Origin of the sequence: Micromonospora citrea (genome assembly GCF_049629545.1) — a bacterium.
Taxonomy (GTDB): Bacteria; Actinomycetota; Actinomycetes; order Mycobacteriales; family Micromonosporaceae; genus Micromonospora; species Micromonospora citrea_A.
Window position 1 is genome coordinate 22582 of sequence record NZ_JBNADX010000024.1, and the last position, 20995, is coordinate 43576.

Here is a 20995-nt window from a genome sequence, read left to right on the forward strand (position 1 = left end):
TTCTTTCTCCTTTTTTTTGTTCTCTTCTTCCTCTTCCCCCCCCACACACCCCCCCCCCCCCCACGCCGCAAACCGGGGCTGGGGTCGGCGTCGGCCGACCGGCCACGGTCAGGAGGCGCGGGCGTACTGGTCGGGCCAGTGGGGTTCGGTGCCCAGCTTCGCGGCGGCGCGGCGCGGCCAGTACGGGTCGCGCAGCAGCTCCCGGCCGAGCAGCACCAGGTCCGCCTCACCGCCGGCCACGATCTGCTCGGCCTGCTCCGGCTCGACGATGAGGCCGACCGCGCCGGTCGGTACGCCCGCCTCGCGCCGGATCCGGGCCGCCAGGGGCACCTGGTAGCCGGGGCCGACGGGGATCGTCGCCGCGGTGGCGGCGCCACCGGAGGAGGCGTCGATCAGGTCCACCCCGGCGGCGGCCAGCTCGGCGGCGAGCACCACGCTGTCCTCGACGGTCCAGCCGCCGTCGACCCAGTCGGTGGCCGAGATCCGGGCCAGCACCGGCACCTGCTCGCCGACGGCGGCGCGGACGGCCCGGGCCACCTCCAGGGCGAGGCGCATCCGCGCCGGCCGGTCGCCGCCGTAGCCGTCGCCGCGGTGGTTGGTCAGCGGGGAGAGGAACTCGTGCAGCAGGTAGCCGTGCGCGGCGTGGATCTCCACCGCGCGGAAGCCGGCGTCCACCGCCCGGGCGGCGGCGGCCCCGAACGCCTCGACCACCGAGGCGATCCCGGCCTCGTCCAGCGCGGCGGGCCGCCGGTAGTCGGGCAGGAAGGGCTCAGCGCCGGGGCCGACCGGGGTCCAGCCGCCCTCGGCGTCCGGCACGCCGCCGCGCCGCGCGGCCCACGGCCGGTACGTGGACGCCTTGAACCCGGCGTGCGCGAGCTGCACCGCCGGCACCGCCCCCTGGGCGGCGACGAAGGCGGTGACCGGACGCCAGGCGTCGACGTGCGCCCCCGACCAGAGCCCGGTGTCCTGCGGGCTGATCCGTCCCTCCGGGACGACGGCGGTGGCCTCGGTGAGGACCAGGCCGACCCCACCCACGGCCCGGGAGCCGAGGTGGACGTGGTGCCAGTCGGTGGGCAGCCCGTCGGGACCGGCGCTGTACTGGCACATCGGGGCGAGGGCGACCCGGTTGGGCAGGGTGACCGCGCGCAGGGCGAGTGGGGTGAACAGGGCACTCATGGGGTGATCCTCCGGTACGTCGGCCGGGTCGGGTTCGTCGGGGCGTGGGTCCGGTCGGGGTGCGTCTCCGGCCGCTGCCGCGACGGGAGACGCACCCGGGACAACGGATCTCAGGCGGGTACCGGGGCCAGCTCCTGCTGCCGGGCCGGCCGGTCGGCCTCGTCGGCGTCGATCAGGTCGCGCCTGCCGGCGGCGCCGTACGCGGCCCGGTCGAGGGTGCCCTCGCGGGCGGCGACGATCGTCGGGACGAGGGCCTGCCCGGCCACGTTGGTGGCGGTGCGGATCATGTCGAGGATCGGGTCGATGGCCAGCAGCAGGCCGGCGCCGGCCAGCGGCAGGCCCAGCGTGCCCAGGGTCAGGGTGAGCATCACGATCGCGCCGGTCAGGCCGGCGGTGGCGGCGGAGCCGACCACCGAGACGAAGGCGATCAGCAGGTAGTCGGTGACGCCCAGGTCCACCCCGAAGACCTGCGCGACGAAGATAGCCGCCAGGGCCGGGTAGACGGCCGCGCAGCCGTCCATCTTCGTGGTCGCGCCGAACGGCACGGCGAAGGCGGCGTACTCGCGGGGGACGCCGAGGCGCTCCACGGCACGCTGGGTCACCGGCATGGTGCCCACCGAGGAACGGGAGACGAAGGCCAGTTCGATGGCGGGCCAGGCGCCGGCGAAGAAGCGCAGCGGGTTGAGCCGGCCGGCGGCCACCAGCAGCGCCGGGTAGACGACGAAGAGCACGATCGCGCAGCCGACGTAGACGGCGGTGGTGAACTTCGCCAGCGGGGCGAGCAGGTCCCAGCCGTACGAGGCGACGGCGTTGCCGATCAGGCCGAGGGTGCCGATCGGGGCGAGCCGGATCACCCACCACAGCGCCTTCTGCACGATCGCCAGCAGCGACCGGTTGAGCGTCACGAACGGTTCGGCGGCCTCGCCGATCAGCAGCGCGGCGGCCCCGGCGACCAGGGCGAGGAAGACGATCTGGAGCACGTTGCCCTCGACGAACGCACCGACCGGGTTGGTCGGCACGATGCCGGTGAGGAAGTCGGTCCAGGATCCGGTCCGCTTCGGCGCGGCGGCGCCGGCGGTGTCCAGCGAGACGCCCCGACCGGGGTCGGTGAGCAGGCCGAGGCCGATGCCGACGCTCACCGCGATCAGCGCGGTGACGCCGAACCAGAGCAGCGTCCTGAGCGCCAGCCGGGCGGCGTTGGCCACACCGCGCAGGCTGACCACGCTGACCACGATGGCGGTGAAGACCAGCGGCGGGACGGCCAGTTTGAGCAACTGGACGAAGAGGCCGCCGACGGTGTCGAGGGTGGTGGCGAGCCAGCTCAGGTCGTTGGCGCGGGCGAGGAAGCCGAGCGCCACGCCGAGGACGAGGCCGAGCAGGATCTGCCCGGAGAAGGGGATCTTGCGCAGGGCGGAAGGCATGTGGGGTCCAGGGTCTGTCAGCGGGCGGAACGGGGCAGCGGTCAGGAGAGCGGCTGCGCCGGACAGATGCCGCTGGCCTGCCGTCGGAGGTCGACGTACAGGCGCACGGTGAGGTGCCAGACGTTGGTCATCGCCTGGCGACGCTACTCCCGGCCCGCCGTCAGGTGGAAGGAGCGATCGGCGTGAGGCTCCTTACATCGACCGTTCGCGACCCGTCGGCCCGCCCGTCACGTCGGCCCGCCCGTCACGTCGTTGCGGCGGGCCAGCCCGAGGACGGTCGCCGTCGCCAGGCCCCAGCCGACGCCCGCCGCCAGCAGCACCCGCTCCAGACCGCCCACCAGGCTGCCCCGCCCCACCGTCACCAGCCCGAGCGCGACCGCGCCGGCCAGCGGCAGGGCCACCGCCGCGCCCCAGCGCGCGACCCGGCGCAGGCCGGGCCCGGCGAACGGGGAGCAGGCGATCACCAGCATCGCCAGGACCGTCGCCGCCATCGCCGCGATGCTCGCGCCGCCGTGCACCAGGTCCGCCACGGTCGGCGTCTCGAACGGCGGCAGCGGGCAGCCGTCGCTGCACGTCACCGCTCCCGACAGCGCCGTGCACACCGCGCCGGCGGCGAGCAGCCCGGCCGCCGCCCGCAACGCCGCCGGTAGTGCCACGGCGAGCAGCAGCAGCGCCGCGGCCAGGGCGAACACCCCGATCCGGTACGTCGGGGCGTACGCGCTGCCGGCGATGCCCGCCTCGCTGACGTACCCGGTCAAGCCCGGACCGGGACCGGCGACCACGGCGACCGTCACCGCGACCGTGCCGGCCAGGACGCAGCCGGCGGCGGCCGACGCGGCGGCGGCCCGGGCGGGGGTCGTGCCGGCGCGGTCGGGCTCAGCCACGCCGGTGCGGCGTGGTCCAGCCGGACAGCTCCGGGCCCAGCGGCACGATCCGGGTCGGGTTGATCGCCTCGTGCGTGCCGTAGTAGTGCCGCTTGATGTGGTCGAAGTCGACCGTCTCACCGAAGCCGGGGGTCTGGAACAGGTCCCGCGCGTACGCCCAGAGCACCGGCATCTCGGTCAGTTTCTGCCGGTTGCACTTGAAGTGCCCGTGGTACGCCACGTCGAAGCGGACCAGGGTGGTGAACAACCGTACGTCCGCCTCGGTGATGCGCTCGCCCATCAGGTAGCGCCGCCCGGCCAACCGCTGCGACAGCGCGTCCAGCCGGGCGAACAGCGCCGTGTACGCCTCGTCGTACGCCGCCTGGGAGGTGGCGAAGCCGCACCGGTACACGCCGTTGTTGACGTCGGCGTGGATCTCGGCCATCAGCGCGTCCATCTCCGGGCGCAGCTCGACCGGGTACAGGTCCGGCGCGTCCGGGGCGTGCAAGCGCCGCCACTCGGTGGAGAGATCGAGGGTGAGCCGCGGATAGTCGTTGGTCACCACCCGCCCGGTCCGGGTGTCGACCAGCGCCGGCACGGTCACCCGGCCGGTGTAGTCCGGGTCGGTGGCCAGGTACGCCTCGGAGAGGAAGCCGATGCCGAGCACCGGGTCGAAGCCGTCCGGGTCGAGGCTGAACCGCCAGCCCCGCTCGTCGCGGATCGGGTCGACCGTGCCGAGCGAGATCACGTCCCGCAGGCCGAGCAGGTTGCGCACGATGAGCGCCCGGTGCGCCCACGGGCACGCCCGACACCAGATCAGCCGGTACCGGCCGGCCTCCAGCGGCCAGCGGCCCTGCTCGTCCGGGCCGCCGCCCTCGGGCGACGTGGAGTGCGGGGTGACCCGACCGGTGAAGCGGTTGGGCTGGCGGACGAACTCGCCACCGCCGGCGGTCTCTGCGCTGAACTGGGGCCGGGCCATGCCGCCAACCTATCCGCTCGGCCCGTGGATATCCTGGCGCCGGGCGTCCCCGTGACCCGGGTGACGCCGCCACCTCCAGCCCCTTCCCACCCCCGAAGGACAGCGCCGATGACCGTGGCATACCTCGTGGCCGGAGTCCGCACCCCGATCGGCCGGTACGCCGGCGCCCTCGCCGGGGTACGCCCCGACGACCTCGCCGCGCACGTGATCCGGGAACTGGTCGCCCGCCTCCCGTCCGTGGACTGGGCCCGCGTCGACGACGTCGTCCTCGGCTGCGCCAACCAGGCCGGTGAGGACAACCGCAACGTGGCCCGGATGGCGGCGCTGCTGGCCGGCCTCCCCGAGGAGGTCCCCGGCAGTACGGTCAACCGGCTCTGCGGCTCCGGCCTGGACGCCCTCGCCACCGCCGCGCGCGCGGTGACCGCCGGTGAGGCGGAGCTGATGGTGGCCGGCGGCGTGGAGAGCATGAGCCGCGCGCCGTTCGTGCTGCCGAAGGCCACGTCCGCCTTCTCCCGCGCCGCCGAGGTGTACGACACCACCATCGGCTGGCGGCTGGTCAACCCGCTGATGGAGCAGGGTTGGGGCATCGACTCGATGCCCGAGACGGCCGAGAACGTGGCCGCCGAGTTCGGCGTCGACCGGGCCGCCCAGGACCGCTTCGCCCTCCGCTCGCAGCAGCGGGCCGCCAAGGCGCAGGCCGACGGCCGGCTCGCCGAGGAGATCGTGCCGGTGACCGTGCCGGCCGGCCGCCGCGAGACGAAGCTGGTCGAGGTCGACGAGCACCCCCGGGAGACCTCGCTGGAGAAGCTGGCCGCCCTGCCCACCCCGTTCCGCACGGGCGGGACGGTCACCGCGGGCAACTCCTCCGGCGTCAACGACGGTGCGGTCGCGCTGCTGGTCGCCTCCGAGGCGGCGGTGTCCCGGTACGGCCTCACCCCGCTCGCCCGGGTCAGCGGCGCGGCGGCGGCCGGCGTACCGCCCCGGATCATGGGGATCGGGCCGGTGCCCGCCACCCGCAAGCTGCTCGACCGGCTCGGTGTCGGCCTCGGCGACGTCGACGTGGTGGAGCTGAACGAGGCGTTCGCCGCGCAGGGCATCGCCGTGCTGCGCGAACTCGGCCTGCCGGAGGACGCCGAGCACGTCAACCCCAACGGCGGCGCGATCGCCCTCGGCCACCCGCTCGGCGCCAGCGGCGCCCGGTTGGCGCTCACCGCCGCCCTTGAGCTACGCCGCCGGGGTGGCCGGCGGGCGCTGGCCACCATGTGCGTCGGCGTCGGGCAGGGCATCTCGCTGATGCTGGAGTCCGCCGGCTGAGCCGCCTTGCTCAGGCGCGCTCGCCGGCCGGGGATCCGTCCGCTGAGGCATCCGTCCGCTGTCCGCGCCGGTCGTGCAAAGTGGATCTCCCATACCGTGGCGGACGCGCATAGAGTGGGCAGCACCACACGATCCGCGGGTCGGCCGGTGACGCCTCCGCGTGCCCGCGCGTCCGGGCACACCGGTGCCCTCCCGCACCGCGGCGACGAAACTGGGGCGAGGCAGATGCAGATGCCGGACGGACTTCCCGCCGAGATCGACCTGAGCCGGCCGAGCGCGGCCCGGGTCTACGACTACTTCCTCGGCGGCGCGCACAACTTCGAGATCGACCGGCAACTCGCCGAGCAGATCGCGAGCATGACACCGAACCTGGCCGCCACCATGCGCGCGGGCCGGGAGTTCCTGCGCCGGGCCGTCCGGGTGCTGCTCGACGCCGGCATCGACCAGTTCCTCGACATCGGCTCGGGCATTCCCACCGTCGGCAACGTGCACGAGGTGGCCCAGGCCGCCAACCCCGAGGCGCGGATCGTCTACGTCGACATCGATCCGGTGGCGGTGGCGCACAGCCTGGAACTGCTCGCCGGCAACGAGCGGGCCACCGCGATCCGGGCCGACCTGCGCGAGCCGAAGTTGATCCTGGAGTTGGCCCGGGCCAGCGGTCTGATCGACTTCGACCGGCCGGTCGGCATCCTGCTCGCCGGGGTGGTCCACTTCATCCCCGACGTCGACCGCCCGGGCGACGTCCTGGCCGCGCTCCGGGCCGCCGCCGTGCCCGGCAGCTTCCTGGTCGTCTCCCACTCCACCTTCGAGGACCAGCCGCAGGAGATGCTCGACGCGCAGCGGCTCTCGGCGCGTACCGACACCGAGATCACGCTGCGCTCCCGGGCCGAGGTCACCGGCTTCTTCGGTGACTGGACCCTGCTGGAGCCGGGCGTGGTGCACATGCCGCTGTGGCGGCCGGACTCGCCCGCCGACGTGGACGAGCACCCCGAGCGGTTCGGGGCGTTCGGCGGCGTCGCCCGGTACGACCACGCCGGCTGAGCCGACATGTCCGCCGTCCCGGATCCCGGCGGGGGCGACTTCAGCCGGCCGGGCGCCCAGGGGTACGCCGCCGAGTGGGCCCGGGCGGCACGCCGGCTCGGTTTCGTGCCGCTGAGCGCGGACGAGACCGAGCGGCTGCTGCTCGTGCACACCGTACGGCTGGCCCAGGCCCTGCTGGCCGAGGAGTTCTCCGCCGCCCCGGCGGAGGACGTGGGCCGGGCCCTGGTCGAGTCGCACCTCACCGAGCCCCGGATGCTGGACTGGTCGCTGCGCGCCCTCGGCGAGCGGTTCCTGGCCCGGGTGCTGCCGGCCCGGGCCGACCTGCCCGACGCCGCCGCCCGGGTGGCGGCGGTGCAGGGGGCGCTGGCCGCCGGCTTCGCCCGGGCCCTGCGCGACCGGACGTTCACGCAGCAGGAGCGGATCGCCCGCTCGGCCTGGCAGGCCCGGGACGCGGTGGAGCGGGCCCTGCGCGACAGCGAGGCCCGCTTCCGGGCGGTGTTCACCGGCGCAGCCATCGGCATCGGCATCGCCGGCATCGACGGCCGGATCATCGACGTCAACCAGTCCTTCGCGGACATGCTCGGCTACCCGCCCGAGGAACTGCGCCGGAGCAACGTGGCGTCGCTGTTCCACGCCGACGACGCCGCCGGCATGTGGGAGCTGTACCAGGAGTTGATCGAGGGCAAGCACGACAGCGCCCGGGTGGAGAAGCGCTACTACCGCAAGGACGGCAGCGTCGTCTGGACCGACCTCGCCGTCTCGTTGATCCGGCACGACGACGGACGCCCCCGGTTCACCGTCGCGATGATCGAGGACATCACCGAGCGGTACGAACTCCAGCAGCGGCTGCGCTTCCAGGCGCTGCACGACCCGCTGACCGGCCTGCCCAACCGCACGCTCTTCTTCGAGACGCTCGGGCGGCTCTTCAGCGACGCCGGCCCCGACCAGCGGATCGGAGTCTGCTTCCTCGACCTGGACGGCTTCAAGGCGGTCAACGACAGCCTCGGCCACGACCTGGGGGACCGGCTGCTGGTCACCATCGCCCGCCGGCTGGCCGACTGCGTCGCCGGGCAGGGCCACCTGGTCGCCCGGATGGGCGGCGACGAGTTCGTCATCCTGGTCGACTCCGCGGAGGGGATCGACGACGCCGTCGGCGTGGCCGAGCTGGCCCTGGCGGCGGTCTCCGCCCCGGTGCTCATCGGCGAACAGCAGCTCGCGGTCTCGGCCAGCGTCGGCGTGGTGGACTGCCCGGCGGCGGAGACCAGCCCCTCCGAGCTGATGAAGGCCGCCGACACCACCCTCTACTGGGCCAAGGCGGAGGGGCGCGGACGGTGGGCCGTGTACGACCCGGAACGCAGCGCCGCCGACATCGCCCGCTCGGCGCTCGCCGCCGGCCTGCCGGCCGCCCTGGACCGGGGTGAGTTCGTGCTCCACTACCAGCCCATCGTCTCGCTGCTCGACGGGCGGATGCAGGCCGTCGAGGCGTTGGTCCGCTGGCGGCACCCCGAACTGGGCCTGGTCGGTCCGGACCGGTTCATCGGGCTGGCCGAGGAGACCGGGCTGATCGTCCGCCTCGGCGAGTGGGTGCTCGGCCAGTCCTGCCGGGACGCCCGGGCCTGGCAGCGGGAGTTCCCCGAGCAGCGGCTGGTGGTCAGCGTCAACCTGGCCGCCCGGCAGGCCGACGACCCCGCCATCGTGGACACCGTGGCGGACGTGCTGCGGCGCACCGGCCTCCCCGCCGAACTGCTGCAACTGGAGCTGACCGAGAGCGCGGTGATGGGCACCGCCGGGGAGCCGCTGCGCTCGCTGCACCGGTTGGCCGACCTCGGCGTACGGCTGGCCATCGACGACTTCGGCACCGGGTACTCGAACCTGGCGTACCTGCGCCGGCTGCCGATCCACTGCCTGAAGCTGGCCGGGCCGTTCGTGGAGGGGATCCGGACCGACGGCGCGGACGACACCGCCGACCACCGCGACGAGCGGATCGTCGACGCGCTGGTGCGGCTGGCGCACGCGCTGGAGCTGTGGGTGACCGCCGAGGCGGTGGAGACCGGCACGCAGGCCGAGCGGCTGCGGTCGCTGCGCTGCGACACCGGCCAGGGACGCTGGTTCGGCCCACCGGTGCCGGCCGAGCAGATCACCGCCCGGCTGCGCGGCGAGGCGGCGTGACCCGGGTACGGTTCGCCGTGGGCGGGCGACGGACGGCGTACCCCGGCTGCGGCCGGGCCCGCGACGACGCGCGACGGGCGGAGGTGGCCGGGTGGACCTGACGGACTCGCAGGCCGTGGTGTCGGTGGTGGCGGCCCTGGCCATCCTGGCCGGGCTGGCCGGGGTGGTGGTGCCCGGCCTGCCGGCGCTGCCGCTGTGCTGGGGCGGGGTGCTCGTCTGGGCGGTCTTCGGCGACGCGGGGCCCGGCCGTTGGGCGGTGCTGGCGGCGGCGACCGTGGTGGTGGCCGGCGGCACCGTGGTCAAGTACGCCTGGCCGGGGCGCAACCTCAAACGCACCGGGGTGCCGACGTCGTCGCTGCTCGCCGGTGGGCTGCTCGGATTGGTCGGGTTCTTCGTGATCCCGGTGGTCGGCCTGGTGATCGGCTTCGTCGGCGGGGTGTGGGGCGCCGAGCGGCTGCGGCTGGGCAGCAACCAGCTCGCCTGGCCGGCGACCGTGCAGGCGCTCAAGGCGGCCGGGCTGTCGATGCTGGTGGAGCTGCTGGCCGGCCTGGTCGTCGCCGCGCTCTGGGTGGCCGGCCTGCTCTTCGCCTGATCCCCGCCCCCGCGCACCGCCACCCCGCGCACCGCCCCCGCGCATGATCCAGTAGCGTTTTCGGACAGATGTCCCGGCGTGTCGTGTCCCCTTTCGCTACCCGATCATCGAGGAGCGGCCGGGCTGGGCGGCCGGCGGGCTGGTGACGCCGATGCCGGGGCCGCGCCGGCCGTCGTGAGGGGCGTGCCGGGCCGGTGTCGGCGGCTAGGGTCGACTCCATGCGGATCACCGTCCTGGGTGGGCTCGGCGCGTGGCCGACCGCCCGGCAGGCGTGCGGCGGCTTCCTCGTGGAGCACGACGGCTTCCGCCTGCTGATCGACCCCGGGTACGCGACCCTCCAACCGTTGCTGTCCCGGCTGCCCGCCGCGGCGGTCGACGCGGCCTACGTCAGTCACGGCCACCCCGATCACTGCGCCGACCTGCAACCGCTGCTGCGCGCCCGGATCCTGGCCGACCGGTCGGGCCCGGCCCTTCCGGTGCACGCCCCGGCCGGCAGCCTCGACCGGCTGCTCGCGATCGACGAGCCGGGTCTGCTCGACGGCGCGTACCTGCTGCGCGAGTTCGACCCGGGGGACCGGTTCGACCTGGGCCCGTTCACGGTGCGCACCTGGTCGCTGCCGCACTGGGTGGCGAACGCCGGGGCCCGGTTCGGCGTCGGTCGGGCGACGCTCGCCTACACCGGGGACACCGGCGCCAGCCCGGACCTGGTGGCCCTGGCCCGCGACGCCGACCTGCTGATCGCCGACGCCACCTACGTCGACGCGATTCCCGACCGGCACGCCGGCAACCTGTCCAGCGCCGCCGAGGTCGGCCGGTACGCCGCCACCGCGTCCGCCCGGCGGGTGCTGCTGACCCACCTGTGGCCCGGCACCGACCCGTCGGCGGCCGTCGCGGCGGCCCGGCGGGCGTACGACGGTCCCGTCGACGTGGCCGCGCCGGGCCTGGTCGTCGAGTGCGGCTCCTGACCCGGGGCGGGCGGGGCCGGCACGTCGGAGGAGGCGGCGGCGAGGGGCGTCCGTCGGGCACGGCGGATCGCCGTACGTGAGAGAGAGGTGGACGCCCCGCGCCGCCGCGTGGACCGGACGTTGCCGAGCGCCCGGTCTTCAGTCCCGTCGCGATCGGGCCTGGTCACAGGCTCAAGCATGCGGTCGGGGCAGGTCGCGCGGCAACGCGATTTCCGGTCCGGGGCGGGCGGCCGGGGCGGAGCCGGGTCAGGGTCGGGCCGCAGCGGCGGTGGGCGGCGGGGGCGGCGGCTGCCCCGCGCCGGCGGTGAAGCGGAGGAGGCGGTCGTCGTCGGGCGACGGGGTGCCGCGACCGTCCCGGTTGCTGGTGGCCACCCAGAGTGAGCCGTCCGGGGCCCGCTCGACGGTACGGAGACGGCCGTAGCGCCCCGGCAACTCGGCGACGGGAGTGCCGGGCCGACCGGCGGCGTCGAGCGGCACGGCCCACAGCCGGGCACCGCGCAGGGCGGCGACGAACAGGGTGCCGTCGGCGATGGCGGCGCCGCTCGGCGACGCCTCCGCCGGGCTCCACACGAGCACCGGGTCGCGGAACCGGGGGTCGCCGCCGGGACCCTCGACGACCGGCCAGCCGTAGTTGCCGCCCGGGACGATCAGGTTCACCTCGTCCCACGTGCTCTGGCCGAACTCGGTGGCGTACAGCCGACCCCACGCGTCCCAGGCGAGACCCTGCACGTTGCGGTGGCCGTAGCTGTAGACCGGCGACCCGGGGAACGGGTTGTCCGCCGGCACCGCGCCGTCCGGCCGGATCCGCAGGATCTTGCCGTTGCGGCCGGCCAGGTCCTGCGCGGCGGTGGGCACACCCGCGTCGCCGATGCCGGCGTAGAGCATCCCGTCGGGGCCGAACGCGATCCGGCCGCCGTCGTGGAAGGCCGCCCGTGGTACGCCGCTGAGGACGACCTGCGACGCGTGTGGCGCGTGGAGCGGGAAGCGCACGATCCGGATGTCGGACGCGGTGGTGAAGCAGACGTAGACCAGCCGGTCCCGGCGGAACGTGGGGGAGACGGCCAGGCCGAGCAGTCCCGCCTCCCCGCCGGCGACCACCCCGGCGATCCGGGCGACCTGCCGCGGTGGCCGGCCCGGCCGGATCCGCAGCACCGTGCCCCGGTCGCGCTGGGCGACCAGCGCGCTGCCGTCGGGGAGGAAGTCGAGCCCCCAGGGGGCCGCCAGGCCGGTGGCGACGACCTGCGGCCGGGTGAAGTCGAACCCGGCGGCGGCCGGCTGACCGATCGGCCTGCCCGGCGGCTGTCCACCCGCCACGGCGTCGGCGGCGCCCGGCAGGAGGGCGAGGACGGTGACGACGGCCAGGACGACACGACGACGCATCTGGACTCCTCCGCTACGGTTGCCGCCGTCCCCGGCGGGGCATTGACGGTGATCCGGTTTGCCAGTAGACCTTGGTGATGGAGGCCCGCTGATGAGCAGAACGCCGTTGACGCTGGAACAGTTGCGGGTCGCCGTCGCCGAGGGCGAGATCGACACCGTGGTCCTCGCCCTGGTCGACATGCAGGGCCGCCTGCAGGGCAAGCGGTTCCACGCCCCGTACTTCCTGGACCAGGTGGTCGCGCACGGCAGCGAGGGCTGCAACTACCTGCTCGCCGTCGACGTCGACATGAACACCGTCGACGGGTACGCGATGTCGAGCTGGGAACGCGGGTACGGCGACTTCGCGATGCGCCCCGACCTCGCCACCCTGCGCCGGGTGCCCTGGCAGCCGGGCACGGCCATGCTCCTGGCCGACCTGGAGTGGCTGGACGGCTCCGGGCCGGTGGTCGCCTCGCCCCGGCAGATCCTGCGCCGGCAGCTCGACCGGCTGGCCGCCCACGGGCTGACCGCGTACGCCGGCACCGAGCTGGAGTTCGTCCTCTACCGCGACTCGTACGAGGACGCCTGGCGGCGCGGCTACCGCGACCTCACCCCGGCCAACCAGTACAACGTCGACTACTCGCTGCTCGGCACGGCCCGGGTGGAGCCGCTGCTGCGCCGCATCCGCACCCAGATGGCCGGCGCCGGGCTCACCCCGGAGAGCGCCAAGGGGGAGTGCAACCTCGGCCAGCACGAGATCGCCTTCCGCTACGACGCGGCGGTCACCTGCGCCGACCACCACGTCATCTACAAGAACGGGGCCAAGGAGATCGCCGCCCAGGAGGGCATGTCGATCACCTTCATGGCCAAGCCGAACGACCGCGAGGGCAACTCCTGCCACATCCACTTCTCGCTGCGGGACGCCTCCGGGGCCTCGGCCATGCTCGGCGACGGGCCGGCACACCTGTCGGTCACCGGGCAGCGGGTGCTCGCCGGCCTGCTGGACACGATGCGCGAACTGAGCCTCTTCTTCGCCCCGAACGTCAACTCCTACAAGCGCTACCAGCCCGGCTCGTTCGCCCCGACCGCGCTGCGCTGGGGCGTCGACAACCGCACCTGCGCGCTGCGGGTGGTCGGGCACGGGCAGGGCATGCGGGTGGAGAACCGGGTGCCCGGGGCGGACGTCAACCCGTACCTGGCGATCGCCGCGCTGGTGGCGGGGGCGGTGCACGGCATCGAGCGGGAGCTGGAGCTGGGCCCGGAGTGTGCCGGCAACGCGTACGACGACGCGACGGCGCATCGGGTGCCGGGCACCCTGCGCGACGCCCTCACCCTCTGGGAAGCCTCCGCCGTGGCCCGCGACGCCTTCGGCGACGAGGTGGTCGCCCACTACGCCAACCAGGCCCGCGTCGAGCTGGCCGCCTTCGACGCCGCCGTGACCGACTGGGAACTCCGCCGTGGCTTCGAACGCCTCTGACCCTCGGCGATCTTGCACTTGTGGTTGCCTTTCCGTCCACTCAGGCCGGAATTGTCAGCGCCACAACTGCAAGATCGGCGGGGGAGGGAGGGGGAGAGAGAGGGAGAGGGGGGTGGGGTGTGAGTGAGGTGGTGAATCCGGCGACGGGGGAGGTTGTCGCACGGGTGGGCGCGAGCAGCGCGGCCGACACCGACGCGGCGATCGGGCGGGCGGCTGCCGCGTACGAGTCGTGGCGGGCGGTCGCCCCCGGGGACCGGGCGCGGCTGCTGCGGCGGTTCGCCGCCGTGGTGGACGGCCATCTGGAGGAGTTGGCCCGGCTGGAGGTGCGCAACGCCGGGCACACCATCGGCAACGCCCGCTGGGAGGCGGGCAACGTCCGCGACGTGCTCGACTACTACGCGGGCGCCCCCGAGCGGCTGACCGGCCGGCAGATCCCCGTCCCCGGCGGCCTGGACGTCACGTTCCACGAGCCGCTCGGCGTGGTCGGGGTGATCGTGCCGTGGAACTTCCCGATGCCCATCGCCGGCTGGGGGTTCGCCCCGGCCCTCGCCGCCGGCAACACGGTGGTGCTCAAGCCCGCCGAGCTGACCCCGCTGACCGCGCTGCGCCTGGCCGAGCTGGCGTTGGAGGCGGGCCTGCCGGAGGACGTGTTCACCGTGCTGCCCGGCAGGGGTGACGTGGTGGGAGAGCGGTTCGTCACCCACCCCGCCGTGCGCAAGGTCTGCTTCACCGGCTCCACCGAGGTCGGCACCCGGATCATGGCCGGCTGCGCGGCCCAGGTGAAGCGGGTCACCCTGGAGCTGGGCGGCAAGTCCGCCAACCTGGTCTTCGCCGACGCCGACCTGGAGCGGGCGGCGGCCACCGCGCCGTCCGCCGTCTTCGACAACGCCGGCCAGGACTGCTGCGCCCGCTCCCGGATCCTGGTCCAGCGCCCGGTGTACGACCGCTTCCTGGAACTGCTCGAACCGGCCGTGCGCGGTTTCCGGGTGCAGGACCCGGCCGCCGAGAGCGCCGAGATGGGCCCGCTGATCTCCGCCGCCCACCGGGACCGGGTCGCCGGGTACGTCGACGGCGCGACGGTCGCCTTCACCGGCGTCCGCCCCGACGGGCCCGGCTTCTGGTACGCCCCGACGGTGCTGCTCGCCGACTCGCCGCAGGACCGGCACTGGCGGGAGGAGATCTTCGGCCCGGTGGTGTCGGTGCTGCCGTTCGACGACGAGGCCGACGCGGTACGCCTGGCCAACGACACCGAGTACGGACTCTCCGGCTCGATCTGGACCCGGGACGTCGGCCGGGCCCTGCGGGTGGCCCGGGCCGTCGAGTCGGGCAACCTCAGCGTCAACTCGCACTCCTCGGTGCGCTACTGGACGCCGTTCGGCGGCATGAAGCGCTCCGGACTCGGCCGCGAGCTGGGCCCCGACGCCCTGCACGCCTTCACCGACGTCAAGAACGTCTTCATCGGCACGGAGGAGTGAGCGTGATGCAGGGTCGACTGACGGACCGGGTCGCCGTGGTGACCGGGGCGGGCAGCGGGATCGGGCTGGCCACCGTGCGGCGCTTCGCCGCCGAGGGGGCGCGGGTGGTCTGCGTCGACATCGACGCCGAGGCCGGGGAGCGGGCCGCCGCGGAGGTCGCCGGCGAGTTCGTCGCCTGCGACGTGGCGGACGAGACGTCCGTGCGCGACCTCTTCGACGGGGTGGTCGAGCGGCACGGCCGGGTCGACGTGTCGTTCCACAACGCCGGCATCTCCCCGCCGGAGGACGACTCCATCCTGGAGACCGGCCTGGACGCGTGGGAGCGGGTGCTGCGGGTCAACACCACCAGCGTCTACCTCTGCTGCAAGCACGTCATCCCGCACATGCGCCGGCAGGGCCGGGGTTCGATCGTCAACACCGCGTCGTTCGTGGCGCTGATGGGCGCGGCGACGTCGCAGATCGCGTACACGGCGAGCAAGGGCGGGGTGCTGGCGATGACCCGGGAACTGGGCGTGCAGTTCGCCCGGGAGGGGATCCGGGTCAACGCGCTCTGTCCCGGCCCGGTCGCCACCCCGCTGCTGCTGGAGCTCTTCGCCGCCGACCCGGAGCGGGCCGCCCGCCGGCTGGTGCACGTGCCGATGGGGCGGTTCGGGGAGCCGGCGGAGATCGCCGCCGCGGTGGCCTTCCTGGCCAGCGACGACTCGTCCTTCATGACCGCCGCGCAGTTCGTGGTGGACGGCGGCATCACCGGCGCGTACGTCACCCCGCTGTGAGTCGCTCAGCCCTTCGGGAAGACCCGCTGGGTGGTGGTCCAGCAGGCAAAGCCGAAGGGTTGGCGACCCGTCTTCTCCTCGACCACCCGGCCGTCCGCGACGATCCGGCAGGTGGCGGTGGCGCCGTCGACGGGTTCGACGTACAGCCAGAGCTGGCCGTCGCCGGGCTGGAGGGTCACCTCCGTGCTCCAGGGGGCGGCGACTCCGTCGGTGAGGGTGCCGCCCAGGGTGTGGGTGCGATGGTCGTCGTTCGGTGTCCTCCAGCTGATGGCCTGCACCCGGCCGGAGTCGGCGGTCACCTCCAGGCGTATCCGCCGCGCCGGCGCCGCCGCGTCGTCGTCGGCGGTGGCCCGCAGGGCCAGCCAGGCGCCGCCGCCCGCGAGGACGAGAGCGACCACGAGGGTCGGGAGCAGCCAGCGCTGGCGGCGGGTTCGGGTGTCGTCGACAACGGTCACGGCGGCAGCGTAGGGCAGCGCCCTCGTCCGCGCCGCCCGTCCCATCTGACGGAAAGGGGTGTCCCACTCCTCGGTGATCGGTGCGAGGATCCCGACATGAAGGTCCATCCCCAGATCGACGAACGGCTGCGCGAGTGGATCGAGCAGCAGCCGGTCTTCTTCGTGGCCTCCGCCCCCTCCGGGCCGCACGGGCACGTCAACGTCTCACCCCGGGGCATGCGGGGCACCTTCGCCGTCCTCGGCCCGCTGCGCGTCGCCTGGCTGGACTACCACGGCAGCGGCGCGGAGACGATCGCCCACCTACGGGACAACGGCCGGGTCACGGTGATGTTCTGCGCCTTCACCGGCCCGCCCACGGTGGTCCGCCTGCACGGGCGGGGAGTGGCCACCCCGCTCACCGACCCCGGGTTCCGACCCCTGCTCGACCACTTCCCCGACCCGCCGGACCTGCACGGCGTCCGGGCGGTGATCACCGTCGAGGTCGAGCGGGTCAGCGACTCCTGCGGTTACTCCGTGCCACTGATGGACTACCGCGGCGACCGCGACCTCCTGCTGCGGTGGGGCGCCCGCAAGACCGACGAGGACCTGGCCGACTACCGGGCCCGCAAGAACGCCACCAGCATCGACGGCCTGCCCGTCTTCTGACCGGGCGCACCCGCGCACCCCTCCCGCCGAGCGTCGGCGCGCCGATGACGGCAGTATGAGACCCAGGTAACCAGCGATCGTCGCAGGACATGCGTTACGTTGCCGGTTCGTCCGGGTAGAAGGCGGGGCGCGGCCGGCGTGACGCCAGGCGTCACGGGGAACGGTCGGAGCGGGAGGGTGCATGAGCTCGGCCCAGGTGGGCGAGGAGGGGCGGTTCCGCGCGCGTCCCGCCGACGGGACGCTCCCCGCGCAGCTCGCCGAGGCCTTCGCGGCCGGCGGCGAGATGGGGCGTCGGCTGCGCGCGTACGACTGGTCCGGCACCCCGCTCGGCACCCCCGACACCTGGCCGTCGGCGCTCTGCCACGCGGTCAGCATGATGCTCGGCTCCCGCGCCCAGATCGCGATGTTCTGGGGCCCGGACCACCGCGCCTTCTACAACGACGCCTACCTGCCGACCATCGGCACCAAGCACCCGGCCGTCATCGGCCAGCCGGCGCGCGAGCACTGGGTGGAGACCTGGGACGTGCTCGGGCCCCTGCTCGACGGCGTGCTGCGCACCGGCGAGCCGTACCACGGCACGGACCACCCGTTCCTCATCGACCGGCACGGTTTCGTCGAACAGGTCTACTTCGACGTCTCCTACGACCCGATCCGAGGGACCGACGGCAGCGTCGAGGGCATCTTCTGCTTCGTCAACGAGACCAGCGGACGGGTGCTCGGCGAGCGCCGGCTGCGGGCGCTGGCCGAGCTGGGCTCCCGCCTCGGCGAGGCGCGCAGCGTGGCGGAGGTCGCCCGCCTCGCCGCCGAGGTCCTCGACGGGTACCGCTCCGACGTCCCGTTCGCCCGGGTCCGCCTCTACGACGACCAGGGTGCCCTCACCCTCGCCGGGGCCGGTGGCACCGCGCCGGGCAGCGTTCCCGCCGACGCGCCGCCCGTGCTCGCCCGGGTCGCCGCGGGTGGCGTCGCCGCCGAGGTCGACGTGAGCGAGCTGCCCGGTGTGGTGCCGCCGGAGGCCGCCGACCGGGCCCTGGTGCTGCCGCTGACCGCCACCAACGAGCCGGCCGGGGTGCTCGTCGTCGGCGTCTCCCGCCGGCTACACCTCAACGACGAGTACCGCACCTTCTTCGACCTGGTCACCGCCCAGATCTCCCGGGCCCTCGGCCAGCAGCGGGCGTACGAGCAGGAACGGGCCCGCGCCGCCGAGCTGGCCGCCCTCGACCGGGCCAAGACGAACTTCTTCGCCAACGTCAGCCACGAGTTCCGCACCCCGCTGACGCTGGTCCTCGGGCCGCTGGAGGACCTGCTCGCCGACCCTGCGCTGCCACCGGCGTACACCGAGCGGCTGAGTGTCATGCACCGCAACGCGCTGCGCCTGCTGAAGCTGGTCAACACGGTGCTCGACTTCTCCCGCCTGGAGTCCGGCCGGCTCGCCGCCCACTACCAGCCCACCGACCTGGCCGACTACACGGCCCGGCTGAGCAGCACCTTCCGGTCCGCCACCGCCCGCGCCGGACTGCGCCTGGTGGTCGACTGCCCGCCGCTGCCCGCGCCGGTCTTCGTCGACCGGGACATGTGGGAGAAGATCGTCCTCAACCTGGTCTCCAACGCGTTGAAGTTCACCTTCGACGGCGAGATCCGGGTCCGGGTACGCGCCGTCGCCGGCTCGGCCCGGCTGGAGGTCGGCGACACCGGCGTCGGCATCGTCGCCGAGGAACTGCCGCACGTCTTCGAGCGGTTCCACCGGGTGCCGGGGGTCCGGTCGCGTACCCACGAGGGCACCGGCATCGGCCTCGCGCTGGTGCGCGAGCTGGTCGAGATGCACGGCGGCAAGGTCGAGGTCAGCAGCCGGGTGGACGAGGGCAGCACCTTCGCGGTGACCCTGCCGTTCGGCTCGGCGCACCTGCCCGCCGACCGGGTGGCCAGCGGTGGCCCGACGCCGCTCGCCGAGCCCCAGCAGGCCGCCCTCTACGTCGCGGAGACCGCGATCTGGTCCGACGACCGGGACACCGCTGCCCCGCCGCCGACGGCGGACGAACCGGCCGGCGCCGGCCGGATCCTGCTCGCCGACGACAACGCCGACCTGCGCGAGCACGTCACCCGGCTGCTCGGCCCGTCGTACGAGGTGGTCGCGGTGCCCGACGGCGTGGCGGCCCTCGAACAGGCCGTCGACGGCACGTTCGACCTGGTGCTGACCGACGTGATGATGCCCCGGCTGGACGGCTTCGGGCTGGTCACCGCGCTGCGGGCGAACCCGCGTACCCGGCACGTGCCGATCGTGCTGCTCTCCGCCCGGGCCGGCTCCGCCGAGGCGGTCGCCGGGCTGTCGGTCGGCGCCGACGACTACCTCACCAAGCCCTTCTCCGGCCAGGAGCTGATCGCCCGGGTCCGGGCCAACGTCGAGCTGGGCCAGCTGCGCGGGCAGATCATCCGTCGGCTGCGGGCGCTGGCCGACGCCGCGGTGGCGGTCAACACCGCCCGCTCCACCGCCGACGTGGTCCAGGTCGCCGCCCGGCACGCGCTCAGCCTCGCCGAGGCGGCCCGGGTGCTGGTCACCACCGCCGGCGCGCGGTACGAGGCCGACGCCGGCGGGACGACGCCGCCGGAGCCGTCGGACGTGCTGGCGCTGACCGGCACCGCCGGCACGCAGCTCGGCGAGCTGCGGGTGTGGCGCACCGACGGCGACGGACCCGAACGGGCGGCGCTCACCCAGTTGGCCCGCCTGGTCGGGGTACGCCTGGAGAACGCCCAGCTCTACGAGGCCGAGCACCACATCGCCACCACCCTCCAGCACAGCCTGCTGCCGAGCACCCTGCCGCAGCTCCCCGGCGCGGTGGTGGCCAGCCGTTACCTGCCCGGCAGCGCCGACGTGGAGGTCGGCGGCGACTGGTACGACGTGATCGGGGTCGGCGACGACGAGGTCGTGCTGGTCATCGGCGACGTGGTCGGCAAGGGCGTCCGCGCCGCCGCGGCGATGGGCCAGCTGCGCAACGGGCTGCGGGCGTACCTGCTGGAGGGCTACGACCCGGGCCAGTCGCTGACCCGGCTCAACCGGCTGGTCGGCTCGACCGAGCGGCAGTCCTTCGCCACCGTGGTCTGCCTCTCGTACCGCCCCCGCACCGGCATCCTGCGGTACGCCAGCGCCGGCCATCCGTCCCCCCTGTTGATCCGAGGAGACGACGTGGCGTTCCTGCACGATCGGGCACTCGGTCCGCCCATCGGCGCGATCGCCGGCACCAGCTACCGGACCGTCGAGGGCGAACTCACCCCCGGCGACCGGTTGCTGCTGTACACCGACGGGCTGATCGAGGACCGGCACGCGGGCATCGACGCCGCCCTGGTCCAGCTGCGCCAGGACGCCTCGGCGTCGGGCGCGCACGTCGCCGACCTGATCGACGCGGTGGTGGAGCGGGTCGCCGAGCGCACCCGACACGACGACGTGGCGGTGCTGGCGTTGGAGGCGGCCGAACTCCACCGGTTCGCGCTCCGGCTGCCGGCCGACCCGACCCGGCTCAGCGTCCTGCGCAAGCGGCTGGAGAACTTCCTGCTCGCCCACCGGGTCGGCGACAACGACCTCTTCGACCTCACCGTCGCCGTCTCCGAGGCCGCCGCCAACGCCATCGAACACCCGGTGGCGCCGCGTGAGGAGACGATCCACGTCGAGGTGGGCATCGACGGCCGGACGGTGACGGCGACCGTGCGCGACAGCGGGCGGTGGCGGGAGTCGACCGGGTCGGGCTTCCGCGGCCGGGGGCTGTCGCTGATCCAGGCGTTGGGGGAGCTGTCGGTGACCCGTACCCCGGAAGGGACGGAAGTGACGCTGCGCCGGCGGTTGCAGGACTGAGCCCGACCGGCGCGGGCCCGGCGGGCTCCGCCACGCCTGCCCGCCGCCACGGGCAGCCGGTCAGTCCCGGTGCAGCCAGCCCTGCTCGGCCAGGCCGGAGATCTCCAACACCCGGACGACCTGACGGGAGGGGAGCACGGTGAGCCGGCCGGGGAGACGGTCGGCGAGCCGGACCACCGCGTGGATGGCGGCCGAGTCGAAGAAGGTGACCCCGCGCAGGTCGAGAGTGACCCGTTCGGCGGGCTCGCGGAGGCCGGTCTGGAGCATCGTGTCGGCGGTGGCCATGTCGACCTCGCCGGTCACCACCACGCGGAGGTGGTCTCCGTCGAGCTCCGCGCTCGCGGAGAACACGGGAGGTGCGCCCCCTTGATCCACGGAGCAACTGTGGCACAGCACGGTTGTCACGGCAACAACCTCGGCGGGCGGGTGCGTGGCGAGGGTCACCGCGGG

At 74.3% G+C, this 20995-nt stretch carries 17 protein-coding genes; 10 read left to right on the forward strand and 7 right to left on the reverse strand.

Annotated features, from left to right (window positions below; all coding sequences use genetic code 11):
* Nucleotides 1-108 precede the first annotated feature (108 nt).
* The 4 genes from ACPFP2_RS22990 to ACPFP2_RS23005 all read right to left on the reverse strand — a co-directional run bounded on the left by ACPFP2_RS22990 (nt 109) and on the right by ACPFP2_RS23005 (nt 4439).
* Nucleotides 109-1176: an NADH:flavin oxidoreductase/NADH oxidase gene (locus ACPFP2_RS22990; protein WP_424091286.1), complete on the reverse strand. Its 1068-nt coding sequence runs from the start codon at nt 1174-1176 to the stop codon at nt 109-111.
* Between the two features lie 110 nt (nt 1177-1286).
* The gene (locus ACPFP2_RS22995; RefSeq protein WP_424091410.1) at nt 1287-2585 is read right to left on the reverse strand and encodes a dicarboxylate/amino acid:cation symporter; all 1299 of its coding nucleotides are present in this window, start codon (nt 2583-2585) and stop codon (nt 1287-1289) included.
* Nucleotides 2586-2824: 239 nt separating this feature from the next.
* Nucleotides 2825-3481 (reverse strand): DUF998 domain-containing protein, encoded by a 657-nt coding sequence (locus tag ACPFP2_RS23000; protein WP_424091288.1) that lies wholly within the window; start codon nt 3479-3481, stop codon nt 2825-2827.
* Nucleotides 3474-4439 carry a glutathione S-transferase family protein gene (locus ACPFP2_RS23005; protein ID WP_424091290.1) on the reverse strand — a complete coding sequence of 322 codons (966 nt, stop codon included), beginning with the start codon at nt 4437-4439 and terminating at the stop codon, nt 3474-3476. Before ACPFP2_RS23005 ends, ACPFP2_RS23000 begins: the two co-directional genes overlap by 8 nt.
* Before the next feature lie 108 nt (nt 4440-4547).
* Here ACPFP2_RS23005 and pcaF point away from each other — a divergent pair, with 108 nt between their 5' ends.
* The 5 genes from pcaF (at nt 4548) to ACPFP2_RS23030 (ending at nt 10520) form a co-directional block, all read left to right on the forward strand.
* Nucleotides 4548-5753, forward strand: coding sequence for a 3-oxoadipyl-CoA thiolase (gene pcaF / locus ACPFP2_RS23010; protein WP_424091292.1), 1206 nt, complete (start codon nt 4548-4550; stop codon nt 5751-5753).
* Between the two features lie 225 nt (nt 5754-5978).
* Nucleotides 5979-6794, forward strand: coding sequence for an SAM-dependent methyltransferase (locus ACPFP2_RS23015; RefSeq protein WP_424091294.1), 816 nt, complete (start codon nt 5979-5981; stop codon nt 6792-6794).
* Nucleotides 6795-6800: 6 nt separating this feature from the next.
* Nucleotides 6801-8963, forward strand: coding sequence for a putative bifunctional diguanylate cyclase/phosphodiesterase (locus ACPFP2_RS23020; RefSeq protein WP_424091295.1), 2163 nt, complete (start codon nt 6801-6803; stop codon nt 8961-8963).
* Nucleotides 8964-9054: 91 nt separating this feature from the next.
* On the forward strand, nt 9055-9555 hold the full coding sequence (locus tag ACPFP2_RS23025; protein ID WP_424091297.1) for a DUF456 domain-containing protein: 501 nt from the start codon (nt 9055-9057) through the stop codon (nt 9553-9555).
* A 218-nt stretch (nt 9556-9773) separates the two neighbouring features.
* The gene (locus tag ACPFP2_RS23030; protein ID WP_424091298.1) at nt 9774-10520 is read left to right on the forward strand and encodes an MBL fold metallo-hydrolase; all 747 of its coding nucleotides are present in this window, start codon (nt 9774-9776) and stop codon (nt 10518-10520) included.
* Between the two features lie 246 nt (nt 10521-10766).
* On the opposite strand, the gene ACPFP2_RS23035 is transcribed toward ACPFP2_RS23030, so the two are convergent.
* Nucleotides 10767-11900 carry a PQQ-dependent sugar dehydrogenase gene (locus ACPFP2_RS23035; RefSeq protein ID WP_424091300.1) on the reverse strand — a complete coding sequence of 378 codons (1134 nt, stop codon included), beginning with the start codon at nt 11898-11900 and terminating at the stop codon, nt 10767-10769.
* Between the two features lie 91 nt (nt 11901-11991).
* On the opposite strand from ACPFP2_RS23035, the gene ACPFP2_RS23040 reads away from it, so the two are divergent.
* From ACPFP2_RS23040 to ACPFP2_RS23050, 3 genes are all read left to right on the forward strand, one after another.
* Nucleotides 11992-13356: a glutamine synthetase family protein gene (locus ACPFP2_RS23040; RefSeq protein ID WP_424091302.1), complete on the forward strand. Its 1365-nt coding sequence runs from the start codon at nt 11992-11994 to the stop codon at nt 13354-13356.
* A 119-nt stretch (nt 13357-13475) separates the two neighbouring features.
* Nucleotides 13476-14831 (forward strand): aldehyde dehydrogenase family protein, encoded by a 1356-nt coding sequence (locus tag ACPFP2_RS23045; protein WP_424091304.1) that lies wholly within the window; start codon nt 13476-13478, stop codon nt 14829-14831.
* A gap of 5 nt (nt 14832-14836) precedes the next feature.
* Complete coding sequence (locus ACPFP2_RS23050) at nt 14837-15604, forward strand: 3-oxoacyl-ACP reductase (protein WP_424091306.1); 768 nt, start codon at nt 14837-14839, stop codon at nt 15602-15604.
* 5 nt (nt 15605-15609) lie between these two features.
* Here the strand turns inward: ACPFP2_RS23050 and ACPFP2_RS23055 are convergent, their stop codons facing one another.
* A complete protein-coding gene (locus ACPFP2_RS23055) occupies nt 15610-16059 on the reverse strand; it encodes a hypothetical protein (protein ID WP_424091307.1) in 450 nt (149 codons plus the stop codon).
* A 96-nt stretch (nt 16060-16155) separates the two neighbouring features.
* Here ACPFP2_RS23055 and ACPFP2_RS23060 point away from each other — a divergent pair, with 96 nt between their 5' ends.
* The gene (locus ACPFP2_RS23060; protein WP_424091308.1) at nt 16156-16704 is read left to right on the forward strand and encodes a pyridoxamine 5'-phosphate oxidase family protein; all 549 of its coding nucleotides are present in this window, start codon (nt 16156-16158) and stop codon (nt 16702-16704) included.
* 181 nt (nt 16705-16885) lie between these two features.
* A complete protein-coding gene (locus ACPFP2_RS23065) occupies nt 16886-20545 on the forward strand; it encodes a SpoIIE family protein phosphatase (protein WP_424091310.1) in 3660 nt (1219 codons plus the stop codon).
* A 60-nt stretch (nt 20546-20605) separates the two neighbouring features.
* On the opposite strand, the gene ACPFP2_RS23070 is transcribed toward ACPFP2_RS23065, so the two are convergent.
* Nucleotides 20606-20920 carry an STAS domain-containing protein gene (locus ACPFP2_RS23070; RefSeq protein ID WP_424091312.1) on the reverse strand — a complete coding sequence of 105 codons (315 nt, stop codon included), beginning with the start codon at nt 20918-20920 and terminating at the stop codon, nt 20606-20608.
* Nucleotides 20921-20995 lie beyond the last annotated feature (75 nt).

What these genes read in the sequence shown, in the direction of transcription:
- ACPFP2_RS23030 (WP_424091298.1), top strand. Translation starts at nt 9,774, where the DNA reads ATGCGGATCACCGTCCTGGGTGGGCTCGGCGCGTGGCCGACCGCCCGG.
- ACPFP2_RS22990 (WP_424091286.1), bottom strand. Translation starts at nt 1,176, where the DNA reads ATGAGTGCCCTGTTCACCCCACTCGCCCTGCGCGCGGTCACCCTGCCC.
- ACPFP2_RS23065 (WP_424091310.1), top strand. Translation starts at nt 16,886, where the DNA reads ATGAGCTCGGCCCAGGTGGGCGAGGAGGGGCGGTTCCGCGCGCGTCCC.
- pcaF (WP_424091292.1), top strand. Translation starts at nt 4,548, where the DNA reads ATGACCGTGGCATACCTCGTGGCCGGAGTCCGCACCCCGATCGGCCGG.
- ACPFP2_RS23015 (WP_424091294.1), top strand. Translation starts at nt 5,979, where the DNA reads ATGCAGATGCCGGACGGACTTCCCGCCGAGATCGACCTGAGCCGGCCG.
- ACPFP2_RS23050 (WP_424091306.1), top strand. Translation starts at nt 14,837, where the DNA reads ATGCAGGGTCGACTGACGGACCGGGTCGCCGTGGTGACCGGGGCGGGC.
- ACPFP2_RS23035 (WP_424091300.1), bottom strand. Translation starts at nt 11,900, where the DNA reads ATGCGTCGTCGTGTCGTCCTGGCCGTCGTCACCGTCCTCGCCCTCCTG.
- ACPFP2_RS23040 (WP_424091302.1), top strand. Translation starts at nt 11,992, where the DNA reads ATGAGCAGAACGCCGTTGACGCTGGAACAGTTGCGGGTCGCCGTCGCC.
- ACPFP2_RS23020 (WP_424091295.1), top strand. Translation starts at nt 6,801, where the DNA reads ATGTCCGCCGTCCCGGATCCCGGCGGGGGCGACTTCAGCCGGCCGGGC.
- ACPFP2_RS23060 (WP_424091308.1), top strand. Translation starts at nt 16,156, where the DNA reads ATGAAGGTCCATCCCCAGATCGACGAACGGCTGCGCGAGTGGATCGAG.
- ACPFP2_RS23005 (WP_424091290.1), bottom strand. Translation starts at nt 4,439, where the DNA reads ATGGCCCGGCCCCAGTTCAGCGCAGAGACCGCCGGCGGTGGCGAGTTC.